General features: G+C 45.5%; 24 protein-coding genes and 1 riboswitch. Of the genes, 18 read left to right on the top strand and 6 right to left on the bottom strand.

The annotated features are described in order from the left end of the window. Positions 1–8 precede the first annotated feature (8 nt). From bioB to bioD, 4 genes are all read left to right on the top strand, one after another. The gene (bioB, locus tag KXJ80_RS11520) at positions 9–1,061 is read left to right on the top strand and encodes a biotin synthase BioB (RefSeq protein ID WP_037427489.1); all 1,053 of its coding nucleotides are present in this window, start codon (positions 9–11) and stop codon (positions 1,059–1,061) included. Between the two features lie 99 nt (positions 1,062–1,160). Beyond that, positions 1,161–2,366, top strand: a complete 1,206-nt coding sequence (locus tag KXJ80_RS11525) for an aminotransferase class I/II-fold pyridoxal phosphate-dependent enzyme (RefSeq protein WP_259474781.1) — start codon at positions 1,161–1,163, stop codon at positions 2,364–2,366. A 97-nt stretch (positions 2,367–2,463) separates the two neighbouring features. Next, positions 2,464–3,291, top strand: coding sequence for a malonyl-ACP O-methyltransferase BioC (gene bioC / locus KXJ80_RS11530; protein WP_099458260.1), 828 nt, complete (start codon positions 2,464–2,466; stop codon positions 3,289–3,291). 54 nt (positions 3,292–3,345) lie between these two features. Beyond that, the gene (bioD, locus tag KXJ80_RS11535; protein ID WP_259474782.1) at positions 3,346–4,041 is read left to right on the top strand and encodes a dethiobiotin synthase; all 696 of its coding nucleotides are present in this window, start codon (positions 3,346–3,348) and stop codon (positions 4,039–4,041) included. A gap of 82 nt (positions 4,042–4,123) precedes the next feature. Here bioD and KXJ80_RS11540 read toward each other — a convergent pair whose 3' ends face one another. From KXJ80_RS11540 to pepE, 3 genes are all read right to left on the bottom strand, one after another. Continuing rightward, positions 4,124–5,092, bottom strand: a complete 969-nt coding sequence (locus KXJ80_RS11540; protein ID WP_218738747.1) for a DUF3187 family protein — start codon at positions 5,090–5,092, stop codon at positions 4,124–4,126. 667 nt (positions 5,093–5,759) lie between these two features. After that, the gene (locus tag KXJ80_RS11545) at positions 5,760–7,343 is read right to left on the bottom strand and encodes a glucan biosynthesis protein G (protein ID WP_218738746.1); all 1,584 of its coding nucleotides are present in this window, start codon (positions 7,341–7,343) and stop codon (positions 5,760–5,762) included. 371 nt (positions 7,344–7,714) lie between these two features. Next, positions 7,715–8,425, bottom strand: a complete 711-nt coding sequence (pepE, locus tag KXJ80_RS11550) for a dipeptidase PepE (RefSeq protein ID WP_037419465.1) — start codon at positions 8,423–8,425, stop codon at positions 7,715–7,717. 286 nt (positions 8,426–8,711) lie between these two features. Between pepE and htpX the strand changes: the two genes are divergently transcribed. Further along, positions 8,712–9,575 carry a protease HtpX gene (gene htpX, locus KXJ80_RS11555; RefSeq protein ID WP_037419467.1) on the top strand — a complete coding sequence of 288 codons (864 nt, stop codon included), beginning with the start codon at positions 8,712–8,714 and terminating at the stop codon, positions 9,573–9,575. Between the two features lie 325 nt (positions 9,576–9,900). Then, positions 9,901–10,251 (top strand): tetraheme c-type cytochrome CctA, encoded by a 351-nt coding sequence (cctA, locus tag KXJ80_RS11560; protein ID WP_037419470.1) that lies wholly within the window; start codon positions 9,901–9,903, stop codon positions 10,249–10,251. Positions 10,252–10,321: 70 nt separating this feature from the next. On the opposite strand, the gene KXJ80_RS11565 is transcribed toward cctA, so the two are convergent. Further along, a complete protein-coding gene (locus KXJ80_RS11565) occupies positions 10,322–11,068 on the bottom strand; it encodes a cytochrome b/b6 domain-containing protein (RefSeq protein WP_037427475.1) in 747 nt (248 codons plus the stop codon). A gap of 296 nt (positions 11,069–11,364) precedes the next feature. Here KXJ80_RS11565 and KXJ80_RS11570 point away from each other — a divergent pair, with 296 nt between their 5' ends. Next, positions 11,365–12,000 carry a LuxR C-terminal-related transcriptional regulator gene (locus tag KXJ80_RS11570; RefSeq protein WP_011717426.1) on the top strand — a complete coding sequence of 212 codons (636 nt, stop codon included), beginning with the start codon at positions 11,365–11,367 and terminating at the stop codon, positions 11,998–12,000. A 127-nt stretch (positions 12,001–12,127) separates the two neighbouring features. Here the strand turns inward: KXJ80_RS11570 and KXJ80_RS11575 are convergent, their stop codons facing one another. After that, the gene (locus KXJ80_RS11575; protein WP_218738745.1) at positions 12,128–13,894 is read right to left on the bottom strand and encodes a M61 family metallopeptidase; all 1,767 of its coding nucleotides are present in this window, start codon (positions 13,892–13,894) and stop codon (positions 12,128–12,130) included. A 145-nt stretch (positions 13,895–14,039) separates the two neighbouring features. Here KXJ80_RS11575 and hinT point away from each other — a divergent pair, with 145 nt between their 5' ends. The 6 genes from hinT to tsgA all read left to right on the top strand — a co-directional run bounded on the left by hinT (position 14,040) and on the right by tsgA (position 18,056). Then, positions 14,040–14,396, top strand: coding sequence for a purine nucleoside phosphoramidase (hinT, locus tag KXJ80_RS11580; RefSeq protein ID WP_011623075.1), 357 nt, complete (start codon positions 14,040–14,042; stop codon positions 14,394–14,396). Beyond that, positions 14,393–14,920, top strand: coding sequence for a PaaI family thioesterase (locus tag KXJ80_RS11585; RefSeq protein ID WP_037427471.1), 528 nt, complete (start codon positions 14,393–14,395; stop codon positions 14,918–14,920). The genes hinT and KXJ80_RS11585 overlap by 4 nt, the downstream gene beginning before the upstream one ends. Continuing rightward, positions 14,907–15,371, top strand: a complete 465-nt coding sequence (locus tag KXJ80_RS11590; protein WP_037419481.1) for a PaaI family thioesterase — start codon at positions 14,907–14,909, stop codon at positions 15,369–15,371. The genes KXJ80_RS11585 and KXJ80_RS11590 overlap by 14 nt, the downstream gene beginning before the upstream one ends. A 113-nt stretch (positions 15,372–15,484) precedes the next feature. Continuing rightward, a complete protein-coding gene (locus KXJ80_RS11595; RefSeq protein ID WP_037419484.1) occupies positions 15,485–15,877 on the top strand; it encodes a YcfL family putative periplasmic lipoprotein in 393 nt (130 codons plus the stop codon). 269 nt (positions 15,878–16,146) lie between these two features. Next, positions 16,147–16,851, top strand: coding sequence for a purine-nucleoside phosphorylase (deoD, locus tag KXJ80_RS11600; protein WP_037427467.1), 705 nt, complete (start codon positions 16,147–16,149; stop codon positions 16,849–16,851). Between the two features lie 50 nt (positions 16,852–16,901). Then, positions 16,902–18,056, top strand: a complete 1,155-nt coding sequence (tsgA, locus tag KXJ80_RS11605) for an MFS transporter TsgA (RefSeq protein WP_047538945.1) — start codon at positions 16,902–16,904, stop codon at positions 18,054–18,056. 77 nt (positions 18,057–18,133) lie between these two features. On the opposite strand, the gene KXJ80_RS11610 is transcribed toward tsgA, so the two are convergent. Then, positions 18,134–18,814 (bottom strand): Crp/Fnr family transcriptional regulator, encoded by a 681-nt coding sequence (locus KXJ80_RS11610; protein WP_037427464.1) that lies wholly within the window; start codon positions 18,812–18,814, stop codon positions 18,134–18,136. Positions 18,815–19,037: 223 nt separating this feature from the next. Continuing rightward, positions 19,038–19,147, top strand: a riboswitch (TPP riboswitch). Between the two features lie 53 nt (positions 19,148–19,200). Between KXJ80_RS11610 and KXJ80_RS11615 the strand changes: the two genes are divergently transcribed. The 5 genes from KXJ80_RS11615 to KXJ80_RS11635 all read left to right on the top strand — a co-directional run bounded on the left by KXJ80_RS11615 (position 19,201) and on the right by KXJ80_RS11635 (position 24,797). Beyond that, positions 19,201–21,402 (top strand): TonB-dependent receptor, encoded by a 2,202-nt coding sequence (locus KXJ80_RS11615; RefSeq protein ID WP_218738744.1) that lies wholly within the window; start codon positions 19,201–19,203, stop codon positions 21,400–21,402. A gap of 102 nt (positions 21,403–21,504) precedes the next feature. Continuing rightward, positions 21,505–21,765, top strand: coding sequence for a hypothetical protein (locus tag KXJ80_RS11620; protein WP_037427460.1), 261 nt, complete (start codon positions 21,505–21,507; stop codon positions 21,763–21,765). Between the two features lie 116 nt (positions 21,766–21,881). Beyond that, positions 21,882–22,547, top strand: a complete 666-nt coding sequence (pnuC, locus tag KXJ80_RS11625; protein ID WP_218738743.1) for a nicotinamide riboside transporter PnuC — start codon at positions 21,882–21,884, stop codon at positions 22,545–22,547. Positions 22,548–22,621: 74 nt separating this feature from the next. Continuing rightward, on the top strand, positions 22,622–23,752 hold the full coding sequence (locus KXJ80_RS11630; RefSeq protein WP_218738742.1) for a phosphotransferase: 1,131 nt from the start codon (positions 22,622–22,624) through the stop codon (positions 23,750–23,752). Positions 23,753–23,939: 187 nt separating this feature from the next. Continuing rightward, complete coding sequence (locus KXJ80_RS11635; protein ID WP_218738741.1) at positions 23,940–24,797, top strand: DUF6279 family lipoprotein; 858 nt, start codon at positions 23,940–23,942, stop codon at positions 24,795–24,797. Positions 24,798–24,841: the final 44 nt, after the last annotated feature.

A 24,841-nucleotide genomic window follows, 5' to 3' on the forward strand; every position in this document is an offset into this window, starting at 1 on the left:
GGTGTTCAATGTCGCAGTTGCAAGTTCGTCATGATTGGAAGCGGGAAGAAATCGAAGCCTTATTTGCGCTGCCGATGAATGACTTATTATTTAAAGCACACAGTATCCACCGTGAAGTGTACGATCCTAACGAAGTGCAGATCAGTCGCTTATTGTCGATCAAAACCGGTGCTTGTCCTGAGGATTGTAAATATTGTCCGCAGAGTGCGCGTTACGACACTGGCCTTGAAAAAGAGCGTCTATTAGCGATGGAAACCGTGCTCACCGAAGCGCGCAGTGCCAAAGCCGCGGGGGCTTCGCGTTTCTGTATGGGCGCCGCCTGGCGTAACCCGAAAGATAAAGACATGCCATACCTTAAGCAAATGGTGCAAGAGGTGAAAGCCCTCGGCATGGAAACCTGCATGACCTTAGGAATGTTAAGCGCCGAGCAAGCCAACGAGTTGGCCGATGCGGGCCTTGATTATTACAACCACAATTTAGATACCTCGCCTGAATACTACGGCGATGTGATCACCACCCGTACCTATCAAAACCGCTTAGATACCTTAAGCCATGTGCGCGCATCGGGCATGAAAGTCTGCTCTGGCGGTATTGTTGGCATGGGCGAAAAGGCCACAGACCGGGCGGGTTTATTGCAACAACTGGCGAATTTACCCCAGCATCCGGATTCTGTGCCGATCAATATGCTAGTTAAAGTGGCCGGTACTCCCTTCGAAAAACTCGATGATTTAGATCCGCTGGAGTTTGTCCGTACCATCGCCGTGGCGCGTATTTTAATGCCTAAGTCCCGTGTGCGTTTATCGGCGGGCCGTGAAAACATGACTGACGAACTGCAGGCCATGTGTTTCTTTGCGGGCGCGAACTCGATTTTTTACGGCTGCAAGTTACTGACTACGCCAAACCCTGAAGAAAGTGACGATATGGGGCTGTTCCGTCGTCTGGGCTTACGCCCTGAGCAGGGCGCAGCCGCGACTATCGATGATGAGCAAGCAGTATTAGCTAAAGCTGCGGCTCACCAAGATAAAGCTGCGTCTCAGTTTTATGATGCGGCTGCGCTATAACCACAGTGTATAAATGCGCTTCATTAAGCGTTGGAGCGCTTTACCTTCTAAAGGATTTATGGCGCTTACGTTTAGCAAGAAAATCCTGAGCAAGAGAATATGAGTTCACCACTCGCGTCAAAACTGGCTTCAAAAATCCGCGCCCGTCAGCAAGCCTTAGCAGGGCAAGGTTTGCTAAGGCAGCGTCAAGCATTATCAACCGATGCCGAGCTAAGCGACGCTGAGCCGCAGTTTTGCTTTGAGGGGCAAACTTATCTTAACTTCAGCAGTAACGACTACTTAGGGCTTTGCCGTGCGCCCGAATTAATTGCGGCGCTACACCGCGGTGCACAGCAATATGGTGTCGGCAGCGGGGCATCGCCACTGGTGACGGGCTACAATGAGGCGCATTTAGCGCTGGAAACCAAGCTGTGCCAGATAACCGGATTTGAGTCAGCGTTACTGTTTAGCTCAGGGTTTAGCGCTAATAGTACGCTCTGTAAAACCCTGTTCGATAAGCAAGATGTTGTGCTGGCGGATAAGCTGGTTCACGCGTCTATTATCGATGGTTTACGCGATAGTGGCGCAGATTTTAAACGCTTTTTGCACAACTCAACTGAGAGTGCGGAGCGGCTGTTAGCCAAAAACACGGTTTCAGCGCTGATCACTGAAAGTGTGTTTAGCATGGATGGCGATATTGCGCCGATTTCGGCGTTATCTGCACTTTGCCGCGCGCATAATGCGTGGTTGATTGTCGATGATGCCCATGGTTTTGGCGTGTCTGATATTTTTAATCAGCCAGCTGCCAACCTTATCGATATCCAGATAGTGACTTTTGGCAAGGCATTAGGCTGTCAAGGCGCAGCAATTCTGGGTAGTCGAGAGTTGATTGCGTTTTTAGTGAGTAATGCGCGGGAATATATTTATTCCACTGCACTGTCACCGGCCAATGCTGCGCTAGCTTTGGCCGCAGTTGAACACTGTGAAGCTCATCCTGAACTTATGCAAAATTTGCAGCGTAATATCTCGATTTTTAAACAGTTATGCCAAGATGCAGATATTCCACTTCTTGGTAGTAATACCGCGATTCAACCTCTGATCATCGGTGATGCCGAGCAAACCTTATTGGTTGCGCAAAAGCTAAAAGCCATGGGGATTTGGGTTGGGGCAATTCGTCCACCAACCGTGCCCGTAGGCTCAGCAAGATTACGTATTACTTTGAGTGCATGCCATAGCGAGGCGGCAATTCGGTGCTGTGTTAAGGGCATTGCGCAAGTGCTGGCCGAAGTTGCACTACCTAGGGTATCTGAGCGTCCTGCGCGATAAGCTAATGTTTTCGATACTGCTTATGGCCGACGATTCGATGCCTTAATCTTGAGAGTTGAAAGATCAGAGTTTGATTTAAAAGTGAGAATAACCAGAGATGTCCATGCCGCTTGGCGTTAGCCTTAATCCTCATGAGCCCGCAGATCAGCTCTCGCATATTGCCGAGCGGTTTTCAGCAGCAGCCAAGAGCTATCAAGAGCATAACTGTTTGCAGCGTTTAAGCGGTGCGAGTTTGTTGCAGGGATTTGTAGCCAAGGGCGCAATTCTTGATATTGGCGCAGGGCCGGGAACCAATTTTGATCATAATGCCACAGGCACAGATATCAGGGTTTATGCCCTCGATATCGCCCTAGGGATGCTGCAACAACTTCAAGCGACTTTCCCTAGCTACCTATGCGTGTGCGGTAATGCCGAGCAATTACCCTTTGCCGATGCGTGCATCGATAATATTTACTCCAATTTAGCTCTGCAGTGGTGCCATGATTTTTCGGCGGCAACCAGTGAAATGGCCAGAGTCTTAACATCGGGTGGAGAAGCTCATCTGAGTATCGTAGCGGCAGGTAGCCTTGAGCAGTTATCCAATCTTGGTTTGAGGGTCAACAGTTTCTTATCCCTTGAAAGCTTACAAGCGGCATTTGACGACACAGATTGGCAATTTCTTGATGTGAAGCTCATGCCAATGACCGTCTATTTTCAAGATCTTAAAGCCTTACTCTATTCCATTAAAGGCGTGGGCGCATCGGTGCAATCCTCAGTACAGAGCCTAACTTCTTCTGAATCCGATGCCCATTTAGGTAAATTGCGTGGCCGCCACGATTGGCAGGCTTTACAACAACGCGCAGAGCAATTTCGTGAGGCACAGGGCCTGCCTTTAACCTATCAGATCGCCCAATTTCGTGTGCGTCGGCAAGGCGGCTCGGTATAAATCTCTAGCAACGGTTTGGCGCATAGTTGGCCAACAGATTAACAGGTAAAAGGCATGTTTTTTGTAACAGGAACAGATACCGATAGCGGTAAAACCTTAGTATCGACTGCACTCTTGACCGCATTCAATCGTGAAGCTCTGCGCGCAGGGTTTTCGCGCTCAAGTCTTGGGGTAAAGCCTGTTGCCTCAGGCTGTGAAATCACTGAAAAGGGCTTGCGTAACAGTGATGCATTAAAACTGATGTCGGCTTCATCCCTTAAACTGAGCTATGAGCAGGTGAATTCGATTAGTTTTGAACCTGCGATTGCACCGCATATTGCAGCAAAACAGCAGGGAGTTAATTTATCCCCTGAGGCAATTTTGGCCAAGCTTGATCGTGCGGCGTTTGCGCAGGCGGATTTTTGTTTGATCGAAGGAGCTGGCGGTTGGCGTTTGCCTTTAGGGGAAGGGCGCTACTTATCTGAGTTGGTACAACAGCTTAATTTACCCGTCATTCTTGTGGTGGGAATGAAGCTCGGTTGTCTAAATCATGCGGTATTAACTCAAGAGGCGATATTAGCCGATGGCTTAACGGTCGCAGGTTGGGTGGCAAACTGTGTCGATCCCAATATGAGTGTGTTCGATGAAAACTTAGCGTCGCTTAAAGAGATGATGGTATCGCCTTTCCTCGGGTGTATTCCTCATCTTAAGCAGGCGGATGCGGAGCATGCCGCCAACTTTATCGATATCCAATCCTTATTGCTGAAATAAGCTTATTCAAATAATAAGTTTGATATAAAAACAGAGGCTATGTCGCCTCTGTTTTTGTTGGCATAGTTTCAAAATATTGTGATTATAACTTAACGCGATAGCCAATATTAAAGGCAATATCAGTGCTGTTATCCATATTGAAATAGTTTTCAACAATAGAGAACTCTATTGCACTGGTATCTAAATAGTAACGGTAGCCGAGTAATATTTCGTTAGAGGCTTTTGAAAAATCATTTTCGGTTTCGAGTAAGCCCTGATAGTGATGTAATTCAAGCAACCAGCCATGGCGGCCCGTTAAATATTCATAACCGAGATTGACGGAATAAGCATGATTATCGTAGCTTATCCCCGAAAGAACCTCATTACCCTGCCTAAAACTAACAGCTGCGGTAGAATGAATATGATGTTTTTCATAACGAAAGCTGTAATTAAGCTGTAACGCTTGTTCAAAGCTTTCATCTTCAAAGGGGCCTGAGTCGACATAGTTATAATATAGGCTGCCTCCTAAAGATAAGCCCTGATATTGGTTTTCAAACAATTGGTAGCCAACATAAAGTATGACGACATTATTGAGGTTTTCGCCTGAGATATTTTGCTGATTAACGCCATCTTTAGAAAATATTTGATTTTTATGTTTAGCGGCATCTTCACGACCATTTTGACTAAAACCAAATGCATCATGAAACCACATCGTTACTGAGTCTAAGTGATTATCGCCACTAAAACGCCAGTGATAACTGGTATCTATCATCCATTTATCATTGACTTGCCAAGTCAGTCCCCCTTCAAGGGTGTTGTGATAGTAATCGGCAAAATAGTCATCGGTTTCAGCCCAAACACTGGCTGCACTTGCGGATAAGTGCAGCTCTTTTTGACCTTCTGGTAACGAAAACCCTGATCTTAACATCGGTGTTAAACTGCCTGCTTGGGCCGGTGATTGCGCATAGGTGCGTAAAGGACCATAGTCACTAAAATCGACGGCAGTTGCCAAGACATTCGGGGGAAACAGTAACGAAAGCGTGAGAACTGATTTCAAGTGTGAAAATGGCATAACATAAATATCCGTCTAGATGATGAGTCAGCTAGATTTGATAGGTTGAAGAAACTTAGCATGATCAAGCGAGATTAATGGATAACATTAAGATAAATGTTAACCTTTATCGCCATATTAGCATCTTGTTTACAAGTTAAATCAGCAAATAGCTGAGTAACACTAAGGCTAGCCAAAATGCTCGTCCAATCATTGGTAATAAATAATATAAGATAAGTAACGTACTTATAATTAAGAATATTGTCGTTGGCTTACGAAAATACGCAGCATTTAATGTAGGTAACTTCATTTTTTCTCTAACATATTGATGATGCGAAAAATAACTAAACACTGAATAGGATGAGCACAACAGGTAGATATCTTATAAAAACGTAGCTTGTGTGAATATTCAGCTTTTTTTGAGAGGCTAATATAACGCCGTAGGATTGGGGTGTAAATGTTATGAGACGCTAAATAGGATTCAAAAACTGGAACTGAAAATCCCTATTTTTGTTAGAGAAAAATAATCCTACTTATTCCGAAAAATACTGTGGTAAGTCATCGGAAATATTAAACTGCTTAACTGTAAGGTTATTAATGTGAGTGTGGAAATATTGATTTTACCCATAAAAAACGCCGGATTTCCGGCGATTTTTATGGTGTTAAGCAAAAGTCTTAGTTTATCGGCCTAGGGCCAATCATCACTGTTCCAGCGATATAGCCAAGTAGCGGCGACAGGTTTTTCATCTTTACGCAATTGAATGCGCAATTCTGCCACATTGGTACTTTCAGGCTCAAACGTAATGAAGATCCGAGCACCATTAATTTCAGGGTGAGCTACTATCCGAGATGAGAGGATTTTACCCTTACTGATACTGGCATCAATTGTAATTTTTTCAATATCTTGTGGCTTGATATTGCTGTAGTCGATAAGGAGTTCTTTACCTTTGGCCTGTTTTTGTCCCTTAGAGCTACGAATTACCCGTGCTTTGTTTGTAAAACTTGGGCTGTCATTAGACGCTGTAATGCGGTAGGAATAGCGATAGGGCTCAGCCTGCTTTAATCCCACCTGAGGTTCCCAATAGGCGACGATATTATCATTGGTTTCGGCACTTGATGGAATTTCAAGCAGTATTAATTGCCCTTTACCCCAATCGTTTAATGGTTCAATCCATGCGGAAGGACGTTGTTGGTAGTTCGCACCAAGATCTTGATAGTAGTCGAAGTTACGATGGCGTTGGATTAAGCCAAAACCCTTAATATCTTCGTCACCAAAGGCACTGATTTGCAGTTTGTTTGGATTATTGAGTGGTCGCCATAAACGCTCACCGTTACCTCGATCAATTTGTAATCCTTCAGAGTTATGTACAGCAGGACGATAATCGGGTTTGTCAGGCGTATCTAAACCACCATAAAGAAACATGGAAGTCAGTGGTGCTAGGCCAACGTGGGCGATATCTCGGCGCGGAAAGAGGGTGACATCGACGTCAACACGTGTCGGTGCTCCGGGATAAATACCAAAGCGATAGGCACCTGTAACACTCTGACTATCTAGCAATGCGTGTACCACAATCGCTGTTTGATATTTAGAGGGCCGCTCTATCCAAAAACGTTTAAATAAGGGATATTCTTCACCTTTAGGTTGGGCAACATCAATGGCTAGCCCGCGGTTTGATAATCCATAGGTTTGGCCCTTGGATAATGCACGAAAATAGCTTGCCCCTTGAAACATAATAAACTCGTCTTTGACTTCATCGTCATTGATAGGGTAATGAAGTCGAACGCCTGCATATTGTCCTACCTGCGTGAGCAATTTCTCAATGGTATCATTGGGCACACTAAAGGAAGATTCTGTTAACTCGATAGGAAAAGCTCGGCTGTTTTCAACGACATCAATATCCACCAAATTTTTGTATAAAAAACCGGGCGCAAAAAGTTGCACTGAAAATTTAGTGGGTGTTCCGCCCCAAATCGCAGCGTTTTCTTGATAATTGATCTTGCCATAAGTGGCGTAATCTAAGTCGATCAGTTCCTTTGGAGCCTTTCTAGCTTCTTTGAATGGTTTTTGAGCCAGTTGCTGTGCTAACTCAACGACGGTGTCATGGGAGAATGCCTTAGCTTTTTTATCATCGCTTGCAGTGGCGGCATAGGCGGGGGCTAAACTACTGATGCTCATTATGCCGGCCAGTATAGACCCAAAAAAAAGTGTTAATTTGGTCTTTTTATGACCGTTCATCGGGGTTGAATGGTTCAATGTTGAATGCAGTCGCAAAATGAAAACTCCTCACTTGGATGGACCAAGGGTAAAAAAATACTCCTGTGCCTTGGTCATAACTCCCTAATTTTAAATAACTTAGAAAATTTGTTTCAGAATGTAGCTAGGGGTAAATGCAAAAATTAATCTTGTTTATCAAGGTGTTCGACAACGAAATTAGTGCAGATACTTAAGTGGTGCAAGTTTTTTCTCCTGCGGGAGATATGCCGATCCTTGCATGATGAAAGGATATTGATAGCGTGCAAGGCCAATAATCAGTGTAGTCTTTTGTCGCGTTCAACTCTTAAAGGAGCGGCATTTGCATGTTAAGTGGTTAGCTTAGTGTGAATGTTACCCTATTTACCACGATGAATGCCGCTAACGAGATCTTATTTTAGCAAATGAGATAAATCGCTACCTACGGGAATTGGGAGCTCCTGCTGTTCGCCACAGAATAAATAGGCAGGGTTATCACCCAACAGTGATAAAGTGTCTCCCTGTCGCCATAGCGCACTGCCTTCAACAATGCCAATGACGGGCGTGATCGGATCGACACGGGTAAATTCGAGTAATCGCTGAGCTCGAGTTTCACCGTTATGTCCTGGTGCACGGTAGTTTGAATAATGTGGATTTACCTGAAAAGGCACTATGTTTAGGGCCGCGAATGATGGCGGTTCAATGATCGGCATATCGTTAGTTGTACGAATGCTTAATCCAGATACATTTGACCCTGCGCTCCAACCAATGTAAGGCTTACCGCTAAGGACTTCATTACGAATAAGCTGCACAAGATCGTACTTATACAACTCATGCAAAAGATGAAAAGTGTTGCCGCCACCAATTAAAATACCGTCGGCATCTTTAATCGCTTGGCGCGGATCAGGGTGTTGATGAATACCACTAATATCGAGTTTAAGCTCACTGAGTCCCGTCACCACTGAGGCTAAGTAGGTGTCGTAGCTCATGCTTACCCCTGCATAAGGAATAAAAATCCATTTTTGTGCGTGAGCGGTGAGTGGTTTGATAAAAGGCAGCGCATGGGAAAGATAAGGCGTGTCACCAACACGTGAACTGCTTAGCAGTAGGGCATTAACGGTCATTTTTTTATCCTTAAATCTCAGAATGTGCAGGCATGTTAACAAAGTTTAATTACGATAAACATAGATAAACACACATGAATTTGGCTGTAACACTGACAGCGCCTAGATTTAAGTTTGGCTTAATAGACTGTCCCTAGACTCACGAGCCATGAAAGGCTGTGTCTAAATTGAGAGAAAAATTAGCGATTAGAAAAACTCTTACCTTTACCCCTTGAATTTCGATTAATTGGACATATTATGTCTTTGAACAAAATAAATGGCACCTTTGTGCCGTAAAGGAGCTGATATGAAGCGTATATTTTTATTGATTGCGACTAACCTAGCCGTGTTGCTAGTAGCCTCAATTGTAATGTCTATTCTAGGCGTGAATACGTCTACTATGGGTGGACTCTTAGTGTTCGCTGCGATTTTTGGATTCGGCGGAGCCTTCATCAGCTTAGCGATTTCAAAATGGATGGCGAAAAAGACCATGGGTTGTGAAGTAATCACCACCCCACGTGATAGCACTGAGCGTTGGTTAGTGGAGACGGTTGCCCGCCAAGCCCAGCAAGCTGGGATTAAAATGCCAGAAGTGGCAATTTACCAATCGCCGGAGATGAATGCATTTGCAACTGGCCCAAGTAAGGACAACTCATTAGTTGCCGTAAGTACAGGTCTGTTGTATGGCATGAGTCAAGACGAAGTCGAAGGCGTACTTGCCCACGAAGTAAGCCACGTCGCTAACGGCGATATGGTCACTTTGACCTTAATCCAAGGCGTGGTGAACACCTTTGTGATCTTCGCGGCGCGTGTTGTAGCAGGCATTATCAACAACTTCGTCTCGAGCAATGATGAAGAAGGCGAAGGTTTGGGCATGTTTGCTTATATGGCAGTGGTATTTGTTCTTGATATGTTGTTTGGTATTTTGGCTTCAATTATCGTGGCTTACTTCTCACGTATCCGTGAATACCGTGCCGACGAAGGTGCAGCTCGCTTAGCGGGCAAGCATAAGATGATTGCAGCTCTTGAGCGTTTACGCCAAGGCCCAGAAAGCTCAGCAATGCCAGCACAAATGTCTGCTTTTGGTATTAACGGCAAGCGTTCAATGGCTGAGTTAATGATGAGCCATCCACCTCTAGAGAAGCGTATTGCGGCTTTACAAACTCGTTAATTGAGTCCAAACGTTCACCAAAAGGAGACCTAGGGTCTCCTTTTTTATTAGGGCTTTTCTTTTGCTGATGATTAAGCTAGGGAGGCTTTTAGTTGTAATTGGTAGGTTGTGACAATGTAAAACTCTTATATAAGCATGTGGTTACATGATGCAGCGCACATTTTACCCTTGAGTATATTGATAAAGTTACTTTGCATAAGATTGTGTTGCTTATTACTCAATCCTTAGCTAAGTTAAATCGAGTCGTGCTATTTACATTGGTTGCAAGATGGAAGTCACCCCTGACAAGAATTTCCACTGTCAATCACCATTGGAGGATACAATTGTGAGCAAAAAACTATTAAGTGTGCTTTTCGGGGCAAGTCTTGCAGCGCTAGCGCTGTCGCCAACCGCATTTGCCGCGGATCAAAAATTATCTGACTTCCACGCTGAATCTGGTGGTTGTGAAAGCTGTCATAAAGATGGTACGCCATCTGCTGATGGTGCCTATGAGTTTGAACAATGCCAAAGCTGCCATGGTAAGCTTTCTGAAATGGACGCAGTACATAAGCCACACGATGGTAATTTAGTCTGTGCTGACTGCCATGCGCCACACGATATGAACGTAGGTCAAAAACCTACCTGTGAAAGCTGTCACGACGATGGCCGTACTCCTGCATCTATTCTGAAGAAGTAAGTTTGACTTCAGATTGAGCTTGATAAAACGCCAGCAAATGCTGGCGTTTTTTATGCTCATTGAGTTGACCTCATTCGTCCTTCGGTTGTCCTTGAATAAGCTTTTTGCCTGAAAACATGGCTGAGATAATGCCAGGTTGGCGTTTGACTTCGGTGTAGATTACGGCAAAAACATGCAGCATGATCAACAGTATCAATAAATACACTGCATACACATGTACCTCTCCTACAAGACCTTTTATGGGTTTTATCACGTTAGCTTTATCGGTATCGACGCCCGTAGCATCGTAGGGTTGTAGGCTACTCGGATCAACATTGGTGGCCGCAAGGTACTGTTGGACTGCACTTCCCAGGGGTGGATAGTAAATATCGGTACCGGCGCGGATCAGCCCAGTAATCATAATTGTGACTAATAAGAGCATGATAGCGAGTACGGCGAATTTCCCCTTAGGATTGTGGCCTAGATACTGGGGATTTTTACCCGCGGCAAGTTCTGCTTTATAGGTTTGTAACTCGGCCTTGCTATTGGCATTGGGGAACATATGGCTAAAGCGGGCGTATTTATTGCCCATAAAACCCCACACTAAGCGGATCAGTAAATTAATCGCAAAGCCATAGCCAATGATGACGTGCAGGGTCTTAAGCCCGATTTTACCGGAGAGTTCGGTTATACCTAAGTCGCTGCGAAACATCATTATACCGCCCACGATAAGCAGGGAGAGTACGAGGATGACATTAATCCAGTGGAACAGACGCGTAGGTCTGTCCCAGACGGGGTAGGATTGTATTTCAATAGGGCTTGGTTGCTGGCTGGACATGGTATTTCCTTATGTTTTGTATTGATTTGATCTTACGCCTTTCTGTTAAAAATAGCGCATTATTTTCAGTTTAAATTAAGCCTTCTGCTTGACAATGATTTGTCCTAAAGTTGTAGAAGTTTTTGATTTGCGTACGGTAAATATTTTTTACGTAAGTCTTTTGAATCTGTTTTATCTAATGCTAATATCGTGTGCACGATAGACTTGGAAGTCTATTGAACGGATGTTGAAGTGGTATTGAGAGATGTTTCTCCTCTCAAAATAAATAATCGTTAACCAGACAGGGAGTGAGCAGGATGTTCAAAATATTACATTGGATTGTAGTGTCAAGATCGCAAGTTCTGATGGAATTGCTTGCAGGCCGCTGGCCGCAGGAGTTTCTGGTGAAGCTGTCGCAAGTCAGTCCAGATGAAATGTGCGATCAAATCAAAGATAACCAAGCCTCTATGGTGGTGATTGACCTTTCCACCGTCGATCTTCAAAAAGCCTATCAATTTCAACGCTTGCTTGCCCGTGAACACCCGAGTGTGCGAGTCGTCTACATTCAATTCCCTAAACAGGTTGATGCCCGTTTTTTAATGCAAGCCTCGACTACGGCAGGGGTGTTTTATCTGGATGCAGGACTGACTGAAATCAGCCTTGGCCTGTCTAACATCCTGCGTGGACACAGAGTGATCCCCATCCAATTGGTGAATGGGGTAAATGATGACTTTGGACTGTTCGAAGATACCGAGCCATTAACCATCCGTGAGCGCGAAGTGTTACAAGCCCTGTTGTCTGGCAGCACTAACCTCGATATCGCGAATCAATTGTTTGTGAGTGAGAGCACCATTAAGACTCACTTGTACCGTGTGTTCCGTAAGATTGGTGTGTCAAGCCGTGGGCAAGCCATTGCATGGGCGCAAACCTACTTACACGATGTGGTGGTGTAACGCGTTGTTGATGGGGCCGCTGAGCCAATATTCAATTGAACAACTTAAGAATCAAATGAAAAAGGGGCAATCGTCGATACGATTGCCCCTTTTGTGCTTTATGGATTAAGGACTAATACATTAAAGATCAACGACCTAACCAAGCCTGCAGTTTGTTTTTATCTGTGATACTTAAGGCAACCGTATCCTTAGGCGCCTCTGCAATAATCAGTTCTCCCGTCATCAATTCATCGCGTCTAAACCAATGCAGGCTTAAGCGTTGTCCGAGTGGGTATTGTTGAAGCTGCGCTTCAAATTGGGCTGTTACCTGTAGATTATCCGCCGCAATTAAGATGTCTCCGGCACTTAAGCCCGCAAGGTGCGCAGGGCTGCCTTGGGCGACAGTGGTTACTCTAAGGCCGATTGGTGCGGCTTGCGTCTTAGCGCCAAAGGCAATCTCATACCCTTTGGCCGTGCCACCGCCGACATCCTGCGCACCATTGCTCGCGCGTAAGGTCAACTCAACCCCAAACTCGGCCAGTAGTGGTGCCAGCGGGATATCGTCGGTATTGTCTAAATAGGCGAAGAGATCTTGGCAATCACGCCCCAATAAGCGTTCAACAATCCTTTGATGGCTTTCATCTGTGGTGCCGCGATTTTGCAGGGCATATTCCTGCCACAGAATGGTCATTAGATCGTCGAGATTGTATTTTCCTTGAGTCTCGCTTCTGAGGGTTAAATCGAGATACAAGGCAAACAGGGCTCCCTTAGTGTAATAGCTGATAATGGCGTTTTGGGCGTTCTCATCCTGCTTGTAGAACTTAGTCCAAGCGTTAAAGCTCGAGTCCTTAATGCTTTGTTTAAAGCGGCCTTGACTGCGATACACCCTTGTAAAGGTTTCGCTCAGCATATCTAAGTAGCTTTGTTCATCCACTAAGCCTGCGCGATAGGTAAGGAAGTCATCATAATAGGAGGTGATGCCCTCATAGGCCCACAGCTGCGGCGTATAGGTTTCCGCCTCGAGTTGATAGGGCAAGAAGCATTCCGGCTTGATGCGCTTAACGTTCCAGCTGTGGAAATATTCATGGCTGCAGAGCGATAAATAAGTGCGGTAGTCGTTATTTATCGGCGCATCCATCGACAGCGGTAAATCTTTGCGTGAGCACATGAGTGCTGTCGATGCCCTATGTTCCAAACCACCAAAGCCATTGTCGAGTACTGTCGTCATAAACAGATAACGCTCAAAGGGCGCTGGTGTGCCAAACAGCTTGATTTGATACTCGCAAATCGCCTTTAAATCTTGGCAGAGTCTAGGCATATGGGCGCGGTGGCGACCGTTTAACACGATATCGTGTCTTACGCCGCAGGCTTCAAAACTGGCGTGGGTGAATAGCCCCATCTCAACTGGATGATCGATAAGTTCGTCATAGCTTTGCGCGCAAAACTCACCAAAGGCAAATTCATCACCGCTTTTGCGTGTCATGCTGGTGGCAAGGCGCCATTCATTTAGGCTCGGCTCGGTCGGCGCCGCCATCGTCACTGTGTGTAAGCCTGCCTCAAAGCCGTGGGCGGCTAAAAATACACTGCTGCCGTTAAAGAAACCGTGGGTCATATCCAGATGCGCGGTGCGTACCGACAGGTCCCAAGCATAAACTTGATAGGTTAAGGTCAGTTGGGTGGACTGATGTTCGACCGACCAGGTTTGTTTATCAAGCTGAGTGAGGTGGAGCGTCTCACCATTATCGCCAGTGGCTTTAAGGTCGATAATATTCTTAGCAAAATCCCGCACCATATAACTGCCGGGAAGCCACGCGGGAAGGCTAAAAACTTGCTTAGGGTGAGGCTTTTGTACCGTCATGGTAACGGCGAACAAGTGCGCCTTGGGATCGACGGGAATGATGTGATAGTGGATCATAATTTATCCTGTAAAACCGCTGCGTTTTAATGGGCGTCATGCTGCCAAAAATGCGCACAACAGGCAAATGAAACGCAAAATATCTGGAGACACAAAGCGTTGAATTGCTAGTATACTATCCCAATTAACCCAAGGAGGACTCCCCATGGCCGAAGAAACCATTTTCAGCAAAATTATCCGCCGCGAAATTCCCGCCGACATTCTGTATCAAGACGAGCTGGTGACTGCTTTTAGAGACATCTCGCCAAAGGCGCCAACCCATATTCTGATTGTGCCGAATCATTTGATCCCAACCGCAAATGATATGAAAGCCTCGGATGAACCGGCACTCGGCCGGATGATGACTGTGGCAGCCAAACTGGCAGCAGAGGCGGGGATTGCCAAAGACGGTTATCGTTTGATCATGAACTGCAATAAACATGGCGGACAGGAAGTGTACCATATCCACATTCATCTCGTCGGCGGAGAGCCACTGGGACCTATGTTGAGCCAAGGTCAATGAAGGTAAATCCTGAGTTTTTTCCGCTGACTCAAATGGCGCAGCGATTTGTCGATCAGCTCGCCCAGTGCCGTCGCTTAGGGTTAACCGTGCTCGAAGCCAGTGAGCACCATGTACTGATTGAGTTGCCCTACAGCACTGAGTTAATTGGTTATCCCGATACTGGCGTTATCCACGGCGGGGTGATCACCACCCTGATGGACACCGCCTGTGGCAGCGCGGTGGTGAGTGCGATTTTTCAAAAATATCAATCCTTAGAGATTTCGCCCACCCTCGACTTACGCGTCGATTATATGAAGCCCGCGCAGCCCCATAAACCGGTTTATGGCTTTGCCGAGTGCTATAAATTGTCATCCAATATCGCCTTTACCCGCGCTATCGCCTATCAGGACAGCATTGATGATCCTATCGCCCATGCGGTGGGCTCCTTTATGCGTATCAGCCCAGAAATGGTCGGCGATGCCTTTAGACAAGCCTTGATGGGAGAAGCCGTACCGTCTTTAGGAGAGACAGATGAACTCAAATAAGCCGGCCGAGCCGAAAACCCTCGATGTGCAGGGAATTGTAAAACGCGCTACCGAGTTGAACGACTTTGGTCATCTGCTCGAACATGTGCCTTATGCTAAGTTTATTGGCATGAAGGTCGAGCGCTTTGGCGATGAGCTGATTTTCAAACTCCCCGCTAAGGACGACAATATCGGTAATCCCATCCTGCCCGCGATTCATGGTGGGGTAATTGCTGGTTTTATGGAAATGTCAGCCATAGTGCAATTAATGGTGTTTATGCAAACGGCAAAAGTGCCAAAAGTGGTCGATTTCTCGATTGATTACCTGCGAGCAGGCCTGCATAAAGACAGCTTCGCCGAATGTCGTATCACCCGTCAGGGGCGACGGGTCGCCAATGTGAATATCAATTGTTGGCAAACCAATCGTAAGCAGCTTATCGCTACCGCAAGGGCGCACTTTTTGATCGATTAATCGCGAGCGCGGGGCATGATGAGCACGTTAAGCATAAGTTCAGCTGGCGTCGCGTAGTGTCATTGCCCATCCGTTGTTCGGCACCTAGGTTTTTGTGAGTGAGGGAAAACAAAATGAAAGCAATTTACAGTGGATTAATCTTGGCAGCAGCACTGACACTCGGCGCCTGCACTAATACGGCGGGCATTTCGGTGAACTCACTGGGAGAAACCCGTGTCGATAGTAAGAGTTTTGCCCGTGATATCAGTGTCGAAGGGGTTGAGGCGCGCCGTGTTGGCGATCTTATCCAAGGTTCGGCGCTGATCGTCAGCAAGTCCTCAAGCGATATGCGAGTGCAATATAAGTTCACTTGGTATGATGCCAGCGGTTTTACCATTGAAGATGAAGCCACCAGTTGGAAATCGGTGAAATTACACGGCAAACAACAGTTACAAGTGTCGGCTGTGGCACCAAATGCCCAAGTGGTAAAATTTGACGTTTATGTGCGCGAGACCCATTCAAACTAGATTGGTGTTTGTTTTAGTAGAGTCTGTGCCGGGTTCTCTATATTTAAAAAGACTTACTCTTTTGGGAGTAAGTCTTTTTATTTGTATCAAATACAATGTGTTAAATGAGATTTTGTTATTAAGTTTTATGATGCTAAGTGTAAACGTTGCGATAAATCATCCACTTTTAACAAAAAAGGGGGATTGCAACAGAAGATCCGGACTTTAGTCCTAAAAATATTTCGCGGTTGAGCACTACTATCTGCATATTACCACATGAGGATAGATCTATGACGGCTCATATTAATGCGCAACCTACTGATTTTGCAGAAACTGTTATTATGCCCGGCGATCCGCTGCGGGCTAAATATATTGCAGAAACCTATCTTACCGATGCCGTAGAAGTGACTAACGTTCGCAATATGTTGGGTTACACAGGTTATTACCAAGGGCAACGCATTTCGGTGATGGGCCATGGTATGGGTATTTCATCTATGGTGCTCTATGGCCATGAGTTGATTAATTTTTTCGGCGTTAAACGTATTATTCGTATCGGCAGTTTAGGGGCGACCCAACAGCATGTCGAAATGCGCGATGTGATTTTAGCTCAAGCCGCTGGCACGGATTCCCCAACGAATGCTAAACGCAGCAGTGGCTACCAAATGGCGACCTCAGCCACCTTTTCCTTACTTCACAAAGCCTATACCAAAGCCAATGAAAAAGGCATTAGCGTGAAAGTTGGCAACGTATTTAGTGGCGATCTTTACTATGATCCTGACGAAGATATGATCCCGGCGCTTGAGCGTTTCGGGGTGTTAGGTATTGATATGGAAGTGGCAGGACTTTATGGCTTGGCACATCAACAGGGAATTGAATCCTTAGCCATTTTGACCGTGTCGGACCACTGTTTAACTGGTGAAGAAACCACGGCGCAAGAGCGTCAATTATCCTTTAATAATATGATCGAGCTCGCTTTAGAAACCGCGCTTAATTAGGGTTAACGCTATCCTTTGTACCCTTAGCATTTCACTGATGGAATGACAACATGAATAATAAAATCACCTTAACCGCAATTAGTTTTCTCGCTAATTTTATAATGGCGGGCTTTGCCACTCAATTTGGGATGCTGATTGAACCCATAGCGGATAAATTTGCAGCAAACGTGAATGACGTTGCTTCAATATTCTCCTTGCTTAATGGCGGCGCACTGGCGGGGACTATTGCCGCTTTTTTCTTTATTGAAAAATTGGGTATCAAGCGAATTACCTTAATTAGTTACAGCCTAGTGGCATTGTGTGCTGTCGCGTTACATCTTACCACTTCGCTACAAGTGGTGATGATAGCCATGACCTTGATTGGTTTTTGTGGCGGTGTGGGGCTATGTATTGCGGGTACGATAGTGGTATCAGTGTGGCAAGAGAAATTACAAAGCACCATGCTCGTCGTGCAAGATGCCACATTTAATATTGCGGGGGTTATTTTCCCTTTAATCACAACTTACGCACTCACAAGTTCATTGTCATGGAGTTACAGTTACTTAGCCGTAGGTTTAGTCGCGTTAGGAACCGTGATTATTACTTTGTTCACTAATTTTTCGCTATGTGAGCAATCATCGAATACGGAAGATAAGCAACAATCTGAATGGAATTTCGGCATTATTAGCGGTGGCATTGGGTTATTTTTAGGCATGTTGGCGCTGTATACGTTTTTAACCTGGGCCCCTTTATTTGTTAAGCAAAAATTTGATATTCCATTTGAAGACGCGGGCAATATTATTACTCAATATTGGTCAGCCGCACTGATTGGTGCGTTAATTTCGACGCTGATTGTGACTCGGGTAAAAATCCACCATTTTCTAGTCGCAATTATCGGCCTTGCTATGGTCATCACCTTTATGATTGTGACAACTGATAAGCTTAATTGGATAGGTTATTTAACCTATGGTTATGGCTTTGTGTGCGCAGCTCTTTACAACGCATTTATTGCTTATGGTGTGTCTTTTGTTAAAAAGGCGAGCAGTAAAAATGTGTCTTATATTTTGATCAGTGGCAGCACGGGGGCGATGTTTAGTCCCGCCATTAGCTCATTCTTTGAACGTATTATTGGATTGCAAACGGTGATGTATGTTATCCCGCTACTTTATGTTGCGATATTTATCATGCTGATTGTTTCAGGCCGAATGAAACCTGCTGCGGCCTAAAGTCCATTTGCGACGTTAATTGATTTGGCCCACTCATTGCTAATGAATAATCTTGAGAGTGGGCTTTTTTAATTTGGTTATATCGCAGCTTCAACAAATTGTTTAAGGGCATTGAGATCTTTAATCCTTATGCCTTCTTTATTGCGTTCAATCAGGCCACGTTCTTCAAGCAACTGTAGTGCCCGTCGGTAAACGCGATCGGTTGTACCAAATCGCTCCGCTTCTAAATAACGCTTACTAAAGCCATCAACGGGTAAATCATTTAAATATTCGTGGTAAATATCATATGCCACGTTATAGCTGATGGGATACAGCAGGCGCCGGGTAAAAATATCGACGGTGTCTTGGTAGTCAATGGCAATGGCGCTGGCAAAAAATAACGCTAGCTGTGGGTGCTGGCCGAGGGAATGTTGTAGTTTTTCGGCGCTAATGACCATGATTTCTAAGGCTTCATTAGCAATAATATCCAACTGGCAGTGATACTGAGTAAAAAACTCCATTTCACCAAAGAGTTGCGAATCACAATCGATAGTCCCCAATTGAAAACATCGACCATTTCTGGCGGTATGGCCAAGCGACACGCGCCCTTGTTTTACCAACACCAGTGAGGTCATGGCTTCACCTTGTGTCATTAGATGGGCGCCTTTTTTAAGCATTTTAACTTCGCTGATACAGCTGAGTATCACCGCTTCAATAAGGGGATAGTCTTGCTCCCATCGCTGGCTATAACGTCCTTTGGCTAACGGTTTTAGCTGCATTGAGTATGATCCTCTCATCCTATGTAAAATGGCGGCCTTCTATAACATTATCGTGATAAACGGTCAAATGGGCCAAAGGAGTTGACTGGCGATTTTAGGCATTGGGATTGCGGGCGTTTGGCATAAGATTTTTAACATTGTGTAGAAAGACAAGGTTTTAGTGATATTTAAGGATATCGCCGGCACAAGTGTGTCTACTTTATTATTTTCGTCATGTATACTAAGCGCCGCCAAGGGGTGTTTGCCAACATTCGGCAGACTGAGATGTCATCAGACGAACCCTTAGAACCTGATCCGGCTAATACCGGCGTAGGAATGGGCCAATCAACAGCACACTTCTGAATCGCTTATTCGTTGCCGGATCTCAAACATGTATTTGAGGTCCTATGTCTAACAAAAAGTCTAACAACCAATCTTCAATCTTCACGATATCGTTAACTCGTGCACCATTAGCGCTGGCCGTCTCTGCGGCGTTAAGTGCGTCGCCATGGGCGCAAACCGATGCTATCGACAAACCTGATCCCAATAATGATATGGAAATCATGGTGGTTACGGCGGATTTTCGCAGTGCCAGTCTAGAAAAAATGCCTTCAAGCATTACCGTTATCGATGCCCAGCAAATTCAAGATGAAAGCGCCCAGCACTTTGAAGATGTGATGAACTCCATCGCCAACTTTAACTGGTCAGGTGGTAGTTCTCGCCCCAAGTATTTTCAGATCCGTGGCGTGGGTGAGCAGGAGCAATATCAAGGCGCACCTAACTCATCCGTTGGTTATATTGTTGATGATATTGATTTATCCGGTATCGGCATGGTGTCGAGCATGTACGATCTGCAACAGGTCGAAGTGTTACGCGGCCCGCAGGGAACCCGCTATGGCGCCAATGCGTTAGCGGGCTTAATTTACCTTAAGAGTAATGACCCAACCGATGTGTTTGAACATGGCGCCGAGGTTTCTTTAGGTAATGACGATCTACAAACCTTCAGTGGTTTTAGCTCTGGGCCGTTAAGCGATTCCGGCAAATTGCTGTACCGTGTGGCACTGCAGCAACATCAGCAAAACGGTTATCGCGATAATCTGTATTTAAATAAAGAAGATACTAATGGCCGTGATGAATTTACTGGCCGCGCGAAATTACGCTGGTATGCCACCGATGATCTGCAACTGGATTTAACTCTGCTGCATGCCGATTTTGATAACGGTTATGATGTGTGGAGTTTGACCAACGATCCGACAAACACTCTATCTGATCAACCGGGTGTCGATAGCCAGCGCACCACGGGCGCAGGTTTTAAAGCGACATATTCGGGGGCAGAGCAGTTTGAGTTGACCTCGCTGACGTCATTTGCCAATACCGATCACCACTATAGTTACGATGGTGATTGGGCAAACCCTGAGTATTGGGCATCTAAACAATGTGAAGAGGGCGGTAATGTATCGCCTTGTCAGTACGATTACTTTTGGGACAAAACCGGTCAGCGTAAAACCTTATCCCAAGAGTTCCGCTTAAGCTCGACCGACCAAGGCCGTATTTTTGCAGACTCAACGGATTGGTTGATTGGGGTTTATGCGATGAACCTTAAAGAAGATAACCAATTGTATTCTGAATATAATACCTGGCCTGATGAGGTGTTAGATTCTAAATATGAAGCAACCAATTACGCCGTATTTGGTCAGCTGGACACAGATTTAGGTGCTGACTATGCCTTGTCTGTTGGGCTGCGTGTGGAGCGTCGTAATAGTCATTACTCCGACACTAACAATGATAATTTTGACCCGAGTGAAACCATGTGGGGCGGCCATATTGCGCTGAGTAAAGTGCTCAATGAGTCCCACAATGTCTACGCCCGTGTGGCGCGCGGTTACAAGGCGGGCGGTTTTAATATGACCTTGCCAGTCGAACTCAATGATAAAAAAGAGTTTGATACCGAAACCTTATACAACTACGAAATCGGTTTAAAATCCCATTGGTTTGAAGGGCTTATCGATACTAATCTGGCGCTGTTCTATATGGATAGACAGGATCAGCAAGTGGCGGCTTCCCAGCAAGATCCTAATAAGCCACAACGGTTTATTCTCTACACTGAAAATGCGGGTAGCTCAAACAACTACGGTGCCGAGCTAGATGCAACTTGGTATGCCACGGATAATCTCCAGTTTTACTCAAGCCTTGGTTGGTTACAGACTGCTTACGGTAATTACCAATATCAAGATAAATACGGTACTGATGTGGATTTAACGGGGCGCGATCTGGCCCATTCACCGCACTTAACCTATAGCCTAGGCGGCACTTATCGTGCGAATTCGGGTTGGTTTGCCAACTTGAATATGAGTGGTAAGAGCGAGTTTTACTACTCAGACAGTAACGATTCGCGCTCCGAGCCATATACTGTTGTGAATGCGCGTTTAGGTTATGAGGCAAGTGCGTGGTCAGCGTATTTATGGGGCCGCAACCTATTTGATGAAGAATATGGCGTTCGTGGCTTCTATTTTGGTAATGAGCCCGATAATGGCTGGGCGGAAAAACAATATATCCGTTACGGCGATCCACGCCAAATAGGGGTAACACTGAACGTTAAGTTTATGTAGTGCCCAAGCTAGCCGCGCTGTGGAGAGAGACTTGAGGCTTCATGCTATACCGTTTCACGGTGCGGCTATTTTTATGATAAGTATTTGAAATAAGGATTGAAGATGAAACTGACCGCCGAAATTAGCATGTATCCTTTTAATGAAAACTACCTCGATCCAATTAAATGGTTTATTCATCGTTTAGACAGTTATCCAACGATTCAACGTGTTACCAATGCGATGGCGACCCAAGTGTGCGGCGACTATTCTGACGTGATGGCGATGCTGGCCACCGAAATGCAAGCCGCCCATGAGAAGTGGGGCAAAGCCGTGTTTGTGTGTAAGTTTATTGGTGGCGAGCTAAATTTAGCCCACAGCGAGTAACGCCTTTAATGAGCTAAGCCATTGCGCGATATCAGTGGTTAATTTAAGGCTCGTTCATACAGTTACGGCTCAAGCCTACAGGTTTTTAGAATGCGATTTATCGTGAGAGTAAGGCAATGACAGATTTATGGTTAACGCTAGTCAGTAGTGTTAATGCCGCCCTTGGGGAAGTCCATGTGATGACCGCGTGGGAAGCACTTGCTGTGGTATTAGCCATGGCGTATTTGCTACTGGCAATGAAAGCAAGCGTATGGTGCTGGGCGGCGGCATTTACCAGCACGGCCATTTACACTGTGTTGTTTTGGAAAGTAGCATTGCTGATGGAGTCGATGCTCAATATCTATTATATGGGCATGGCACTTTATGGATATTGGCTCTGGACTCAAGGTGGTGATAAACATCAAGGTGTTAAGGTGACCACTTGGCCGCTGAAAACCCATTTAAAGTTGATTGCAGCTACGGCGCTAGTTTCCCTTGGTATTGGTCATGGTATGGCGACCTTTACTCAAGCTTCTTTTCCTTATCTCGATGCTGCGACCACCTGTTTTGCGGTGATGACCACCTATTTAGTCGCCAAAAAAGTATTGGAGAACTGGCTGTATTGGGTCGTTATCGATCTGGTGTCTATTTACCTCTACTTGAGTAAAGGCCTTATGCTGACCTCATTATTATTTGTGCTTTATGTGGGGTTAGCGGTTGTGGGCTATTTCCTATGGCGCACCGCACTGGCTGAGAGTCGTCTCAATCTTAATGGCGAACGTGCCGCTAAGTTACTTGGTTAAGTGATGACAAATACCGATATGGACCAACTGCCAACACCTAAGATCTTAACTGCAACATCAGTGGTAAGCCGTTAATGCAGCCGTTATCTGCTGAGGCGTTTGCAAGGCTGGTTCCGATATTACGCCAGGCAGGGCTAAGCCATATCACGCATATCCACGAGTTGGCGGGTGGATTAAGTAATCATAACTATCATATCCAAACATCTGCGGCACAATACGTATTACGTCTTAATGCCGATGCCGCCGACCGGTTTTGTTCTCGAGAGCAGGAGTTGTTTTATTGGCGTAATCTGGCTAAGGCAAAGCTTGCGCCTGAGCTGATATGGGCAAGTTGCGATCATCGTTACTATGTAAGTGCATTTATCGAATCACAGGAGATTGCCTGTCGAGTTAACGTTTCTCGGACGCCGGAAATGCTCGGCGACGGGGCTGATTTTTATCACGTGGTTAACTGGAACGACTTGGAATATCAGTGTAGTGCGGCCGAATTCACCCATGGAGAATTGTGGGTGCAAAGGTGGCTGCAAGCGCATGCTGAAAATCTTGAGTGCGCATTATACGAGACTCCCACACCTCAGTCTTTCGCCGCAGAGTTCACACCGCTGACATTACTTGAATCCCAGTGCCCAAATTATGCACATGCTCTATTGCAGCAATTATTGCAACAGCTACGCTTGCAATCCGCTGGGCCTTATCACATCAGCGTGACTGAGCAGTGGCAGCAATATCATCAGCAGTTATTAGCCTTTGCTGCAACCGATAAAGGCAGCGCTTGGCAGACGCGGTTGGACTCATTGTTGGGCTTACAACCGCAAATTCATCGTTGGACAAAAGCGTTAGCCGATTGTTTGGTGGCGGCGCAATTTTGCCATCGAGACTTAAATCCGCATAATCTACTGATAAAGGATAACCGGCTGTATTGTATCGACTTTGAATACGCCACTGCCTCTCATCCTTTATGTGAGCTGGCCGCTGTGCTGGCGACCCACAGATTAACGCCTGCACAGCGGCATATTTTAGTGCAGCAATATCTTGCAAAACATCCAGGCCTCACATCCACAGCAATAACGGCGATTCCAGCTGCAATTGAAATGTATTGGGTGTTTGCGCTTTACTGGGCGCTACTGATGGCGGCGCAAACCGATGTAGAGCGTCAGCAGGCGTATCTTGCTTGGTTTGATAGCTTTTGGCCGCTGGTAAGCTAAGACGCTTAAACACATCTTTACGCTTCCACACTTAGTCAAAGATGCTTGCACCAATTATCCTCTGTAAAACCACTTAAGCAAAACAGTTAAGGTCAAACACTGCGTGATGTTTACTGCTATGTTATTGGTGCAACTTTTTGTTAACTTGGGTGTCGTAGGATGACAAAGAGAGAAAGGACGCAAATTGATGAAAAAAACCTTGTTGCTGTTGGTATTGGTGTTTGGGGTATCCGCGTGTTCGACTAAGTTTAGTTACCATTTTCTGGATTGGGCTATCGGTTGGGAATTAGATGACTATGTCACTTTAGATAAAACTCAGCAAAAGAATATGGATCGGCTTATCGAAAAGTTTGTGCGTTGGCATCAATCTGAAGAGCTTGCTCACTATGTGTCGCAGTTAACCGAAGTTGAACATCTCATTCAAACCAATACCTTAACCCCTGCGCTTTGGGCTGAGCATGTCACACTCGCCAAGCGGCATTGGTTTAGGTTATTTGAGTTTGCGCTACCTGACATGCTGCCGATCATCGCATCATTAACGGATTCTCAGGTAAAGCAAATTCTTACCCAGTCTCGAAAAGACGAGCAGGAATTAATTAAGGAATTTGCCGGTAAAACTCCAGAGCAGTTACAACAAGAGGCCGATGAGAATCTTATCGAGCAATTCGATGACTGGCTGGGGAGCGTAACGGATGAGCAAAAAGCGCTTATCCATCAATATAATCAACAGCGGTTATCCACCCTAGATATGTGGCTCGACTACCGCCATGAATGGCTACGCCAGTTTGAGATAGCCCTCGGGCAGCGCAGCGATATTCCGCTGTTGACCGAGCGTTTGACGTTGCTGATGACACAGCCAGACGAGCTTAAATCAGAAAAACACCGCGCTATTTTAAGGCAAAACACCGAGGCCTTTGGGGCGTTATTGCTGGCCATTAATGCTAGTTTGACACCTAAGCAGTCGAAACATTTTTATAAGAAGCTGAACAAGCTTATTCAAGATCTTCGCGAATTAAATCAAGAGGGAATCGAAAAGGCTGTTTAGACTATGAAAGATTAATCCTGGTGACAAGGTCTATTGAGCAACGT

Source organism: Shewanella xiamenensis, assembly GCF_024971755.1.
Lineage (GTDB): Bacteria > Pseudomonadota > Gammaproteobacteria > Enterobacterales > Shewanellaceae > Shewanella > Shewanella xiamenensis.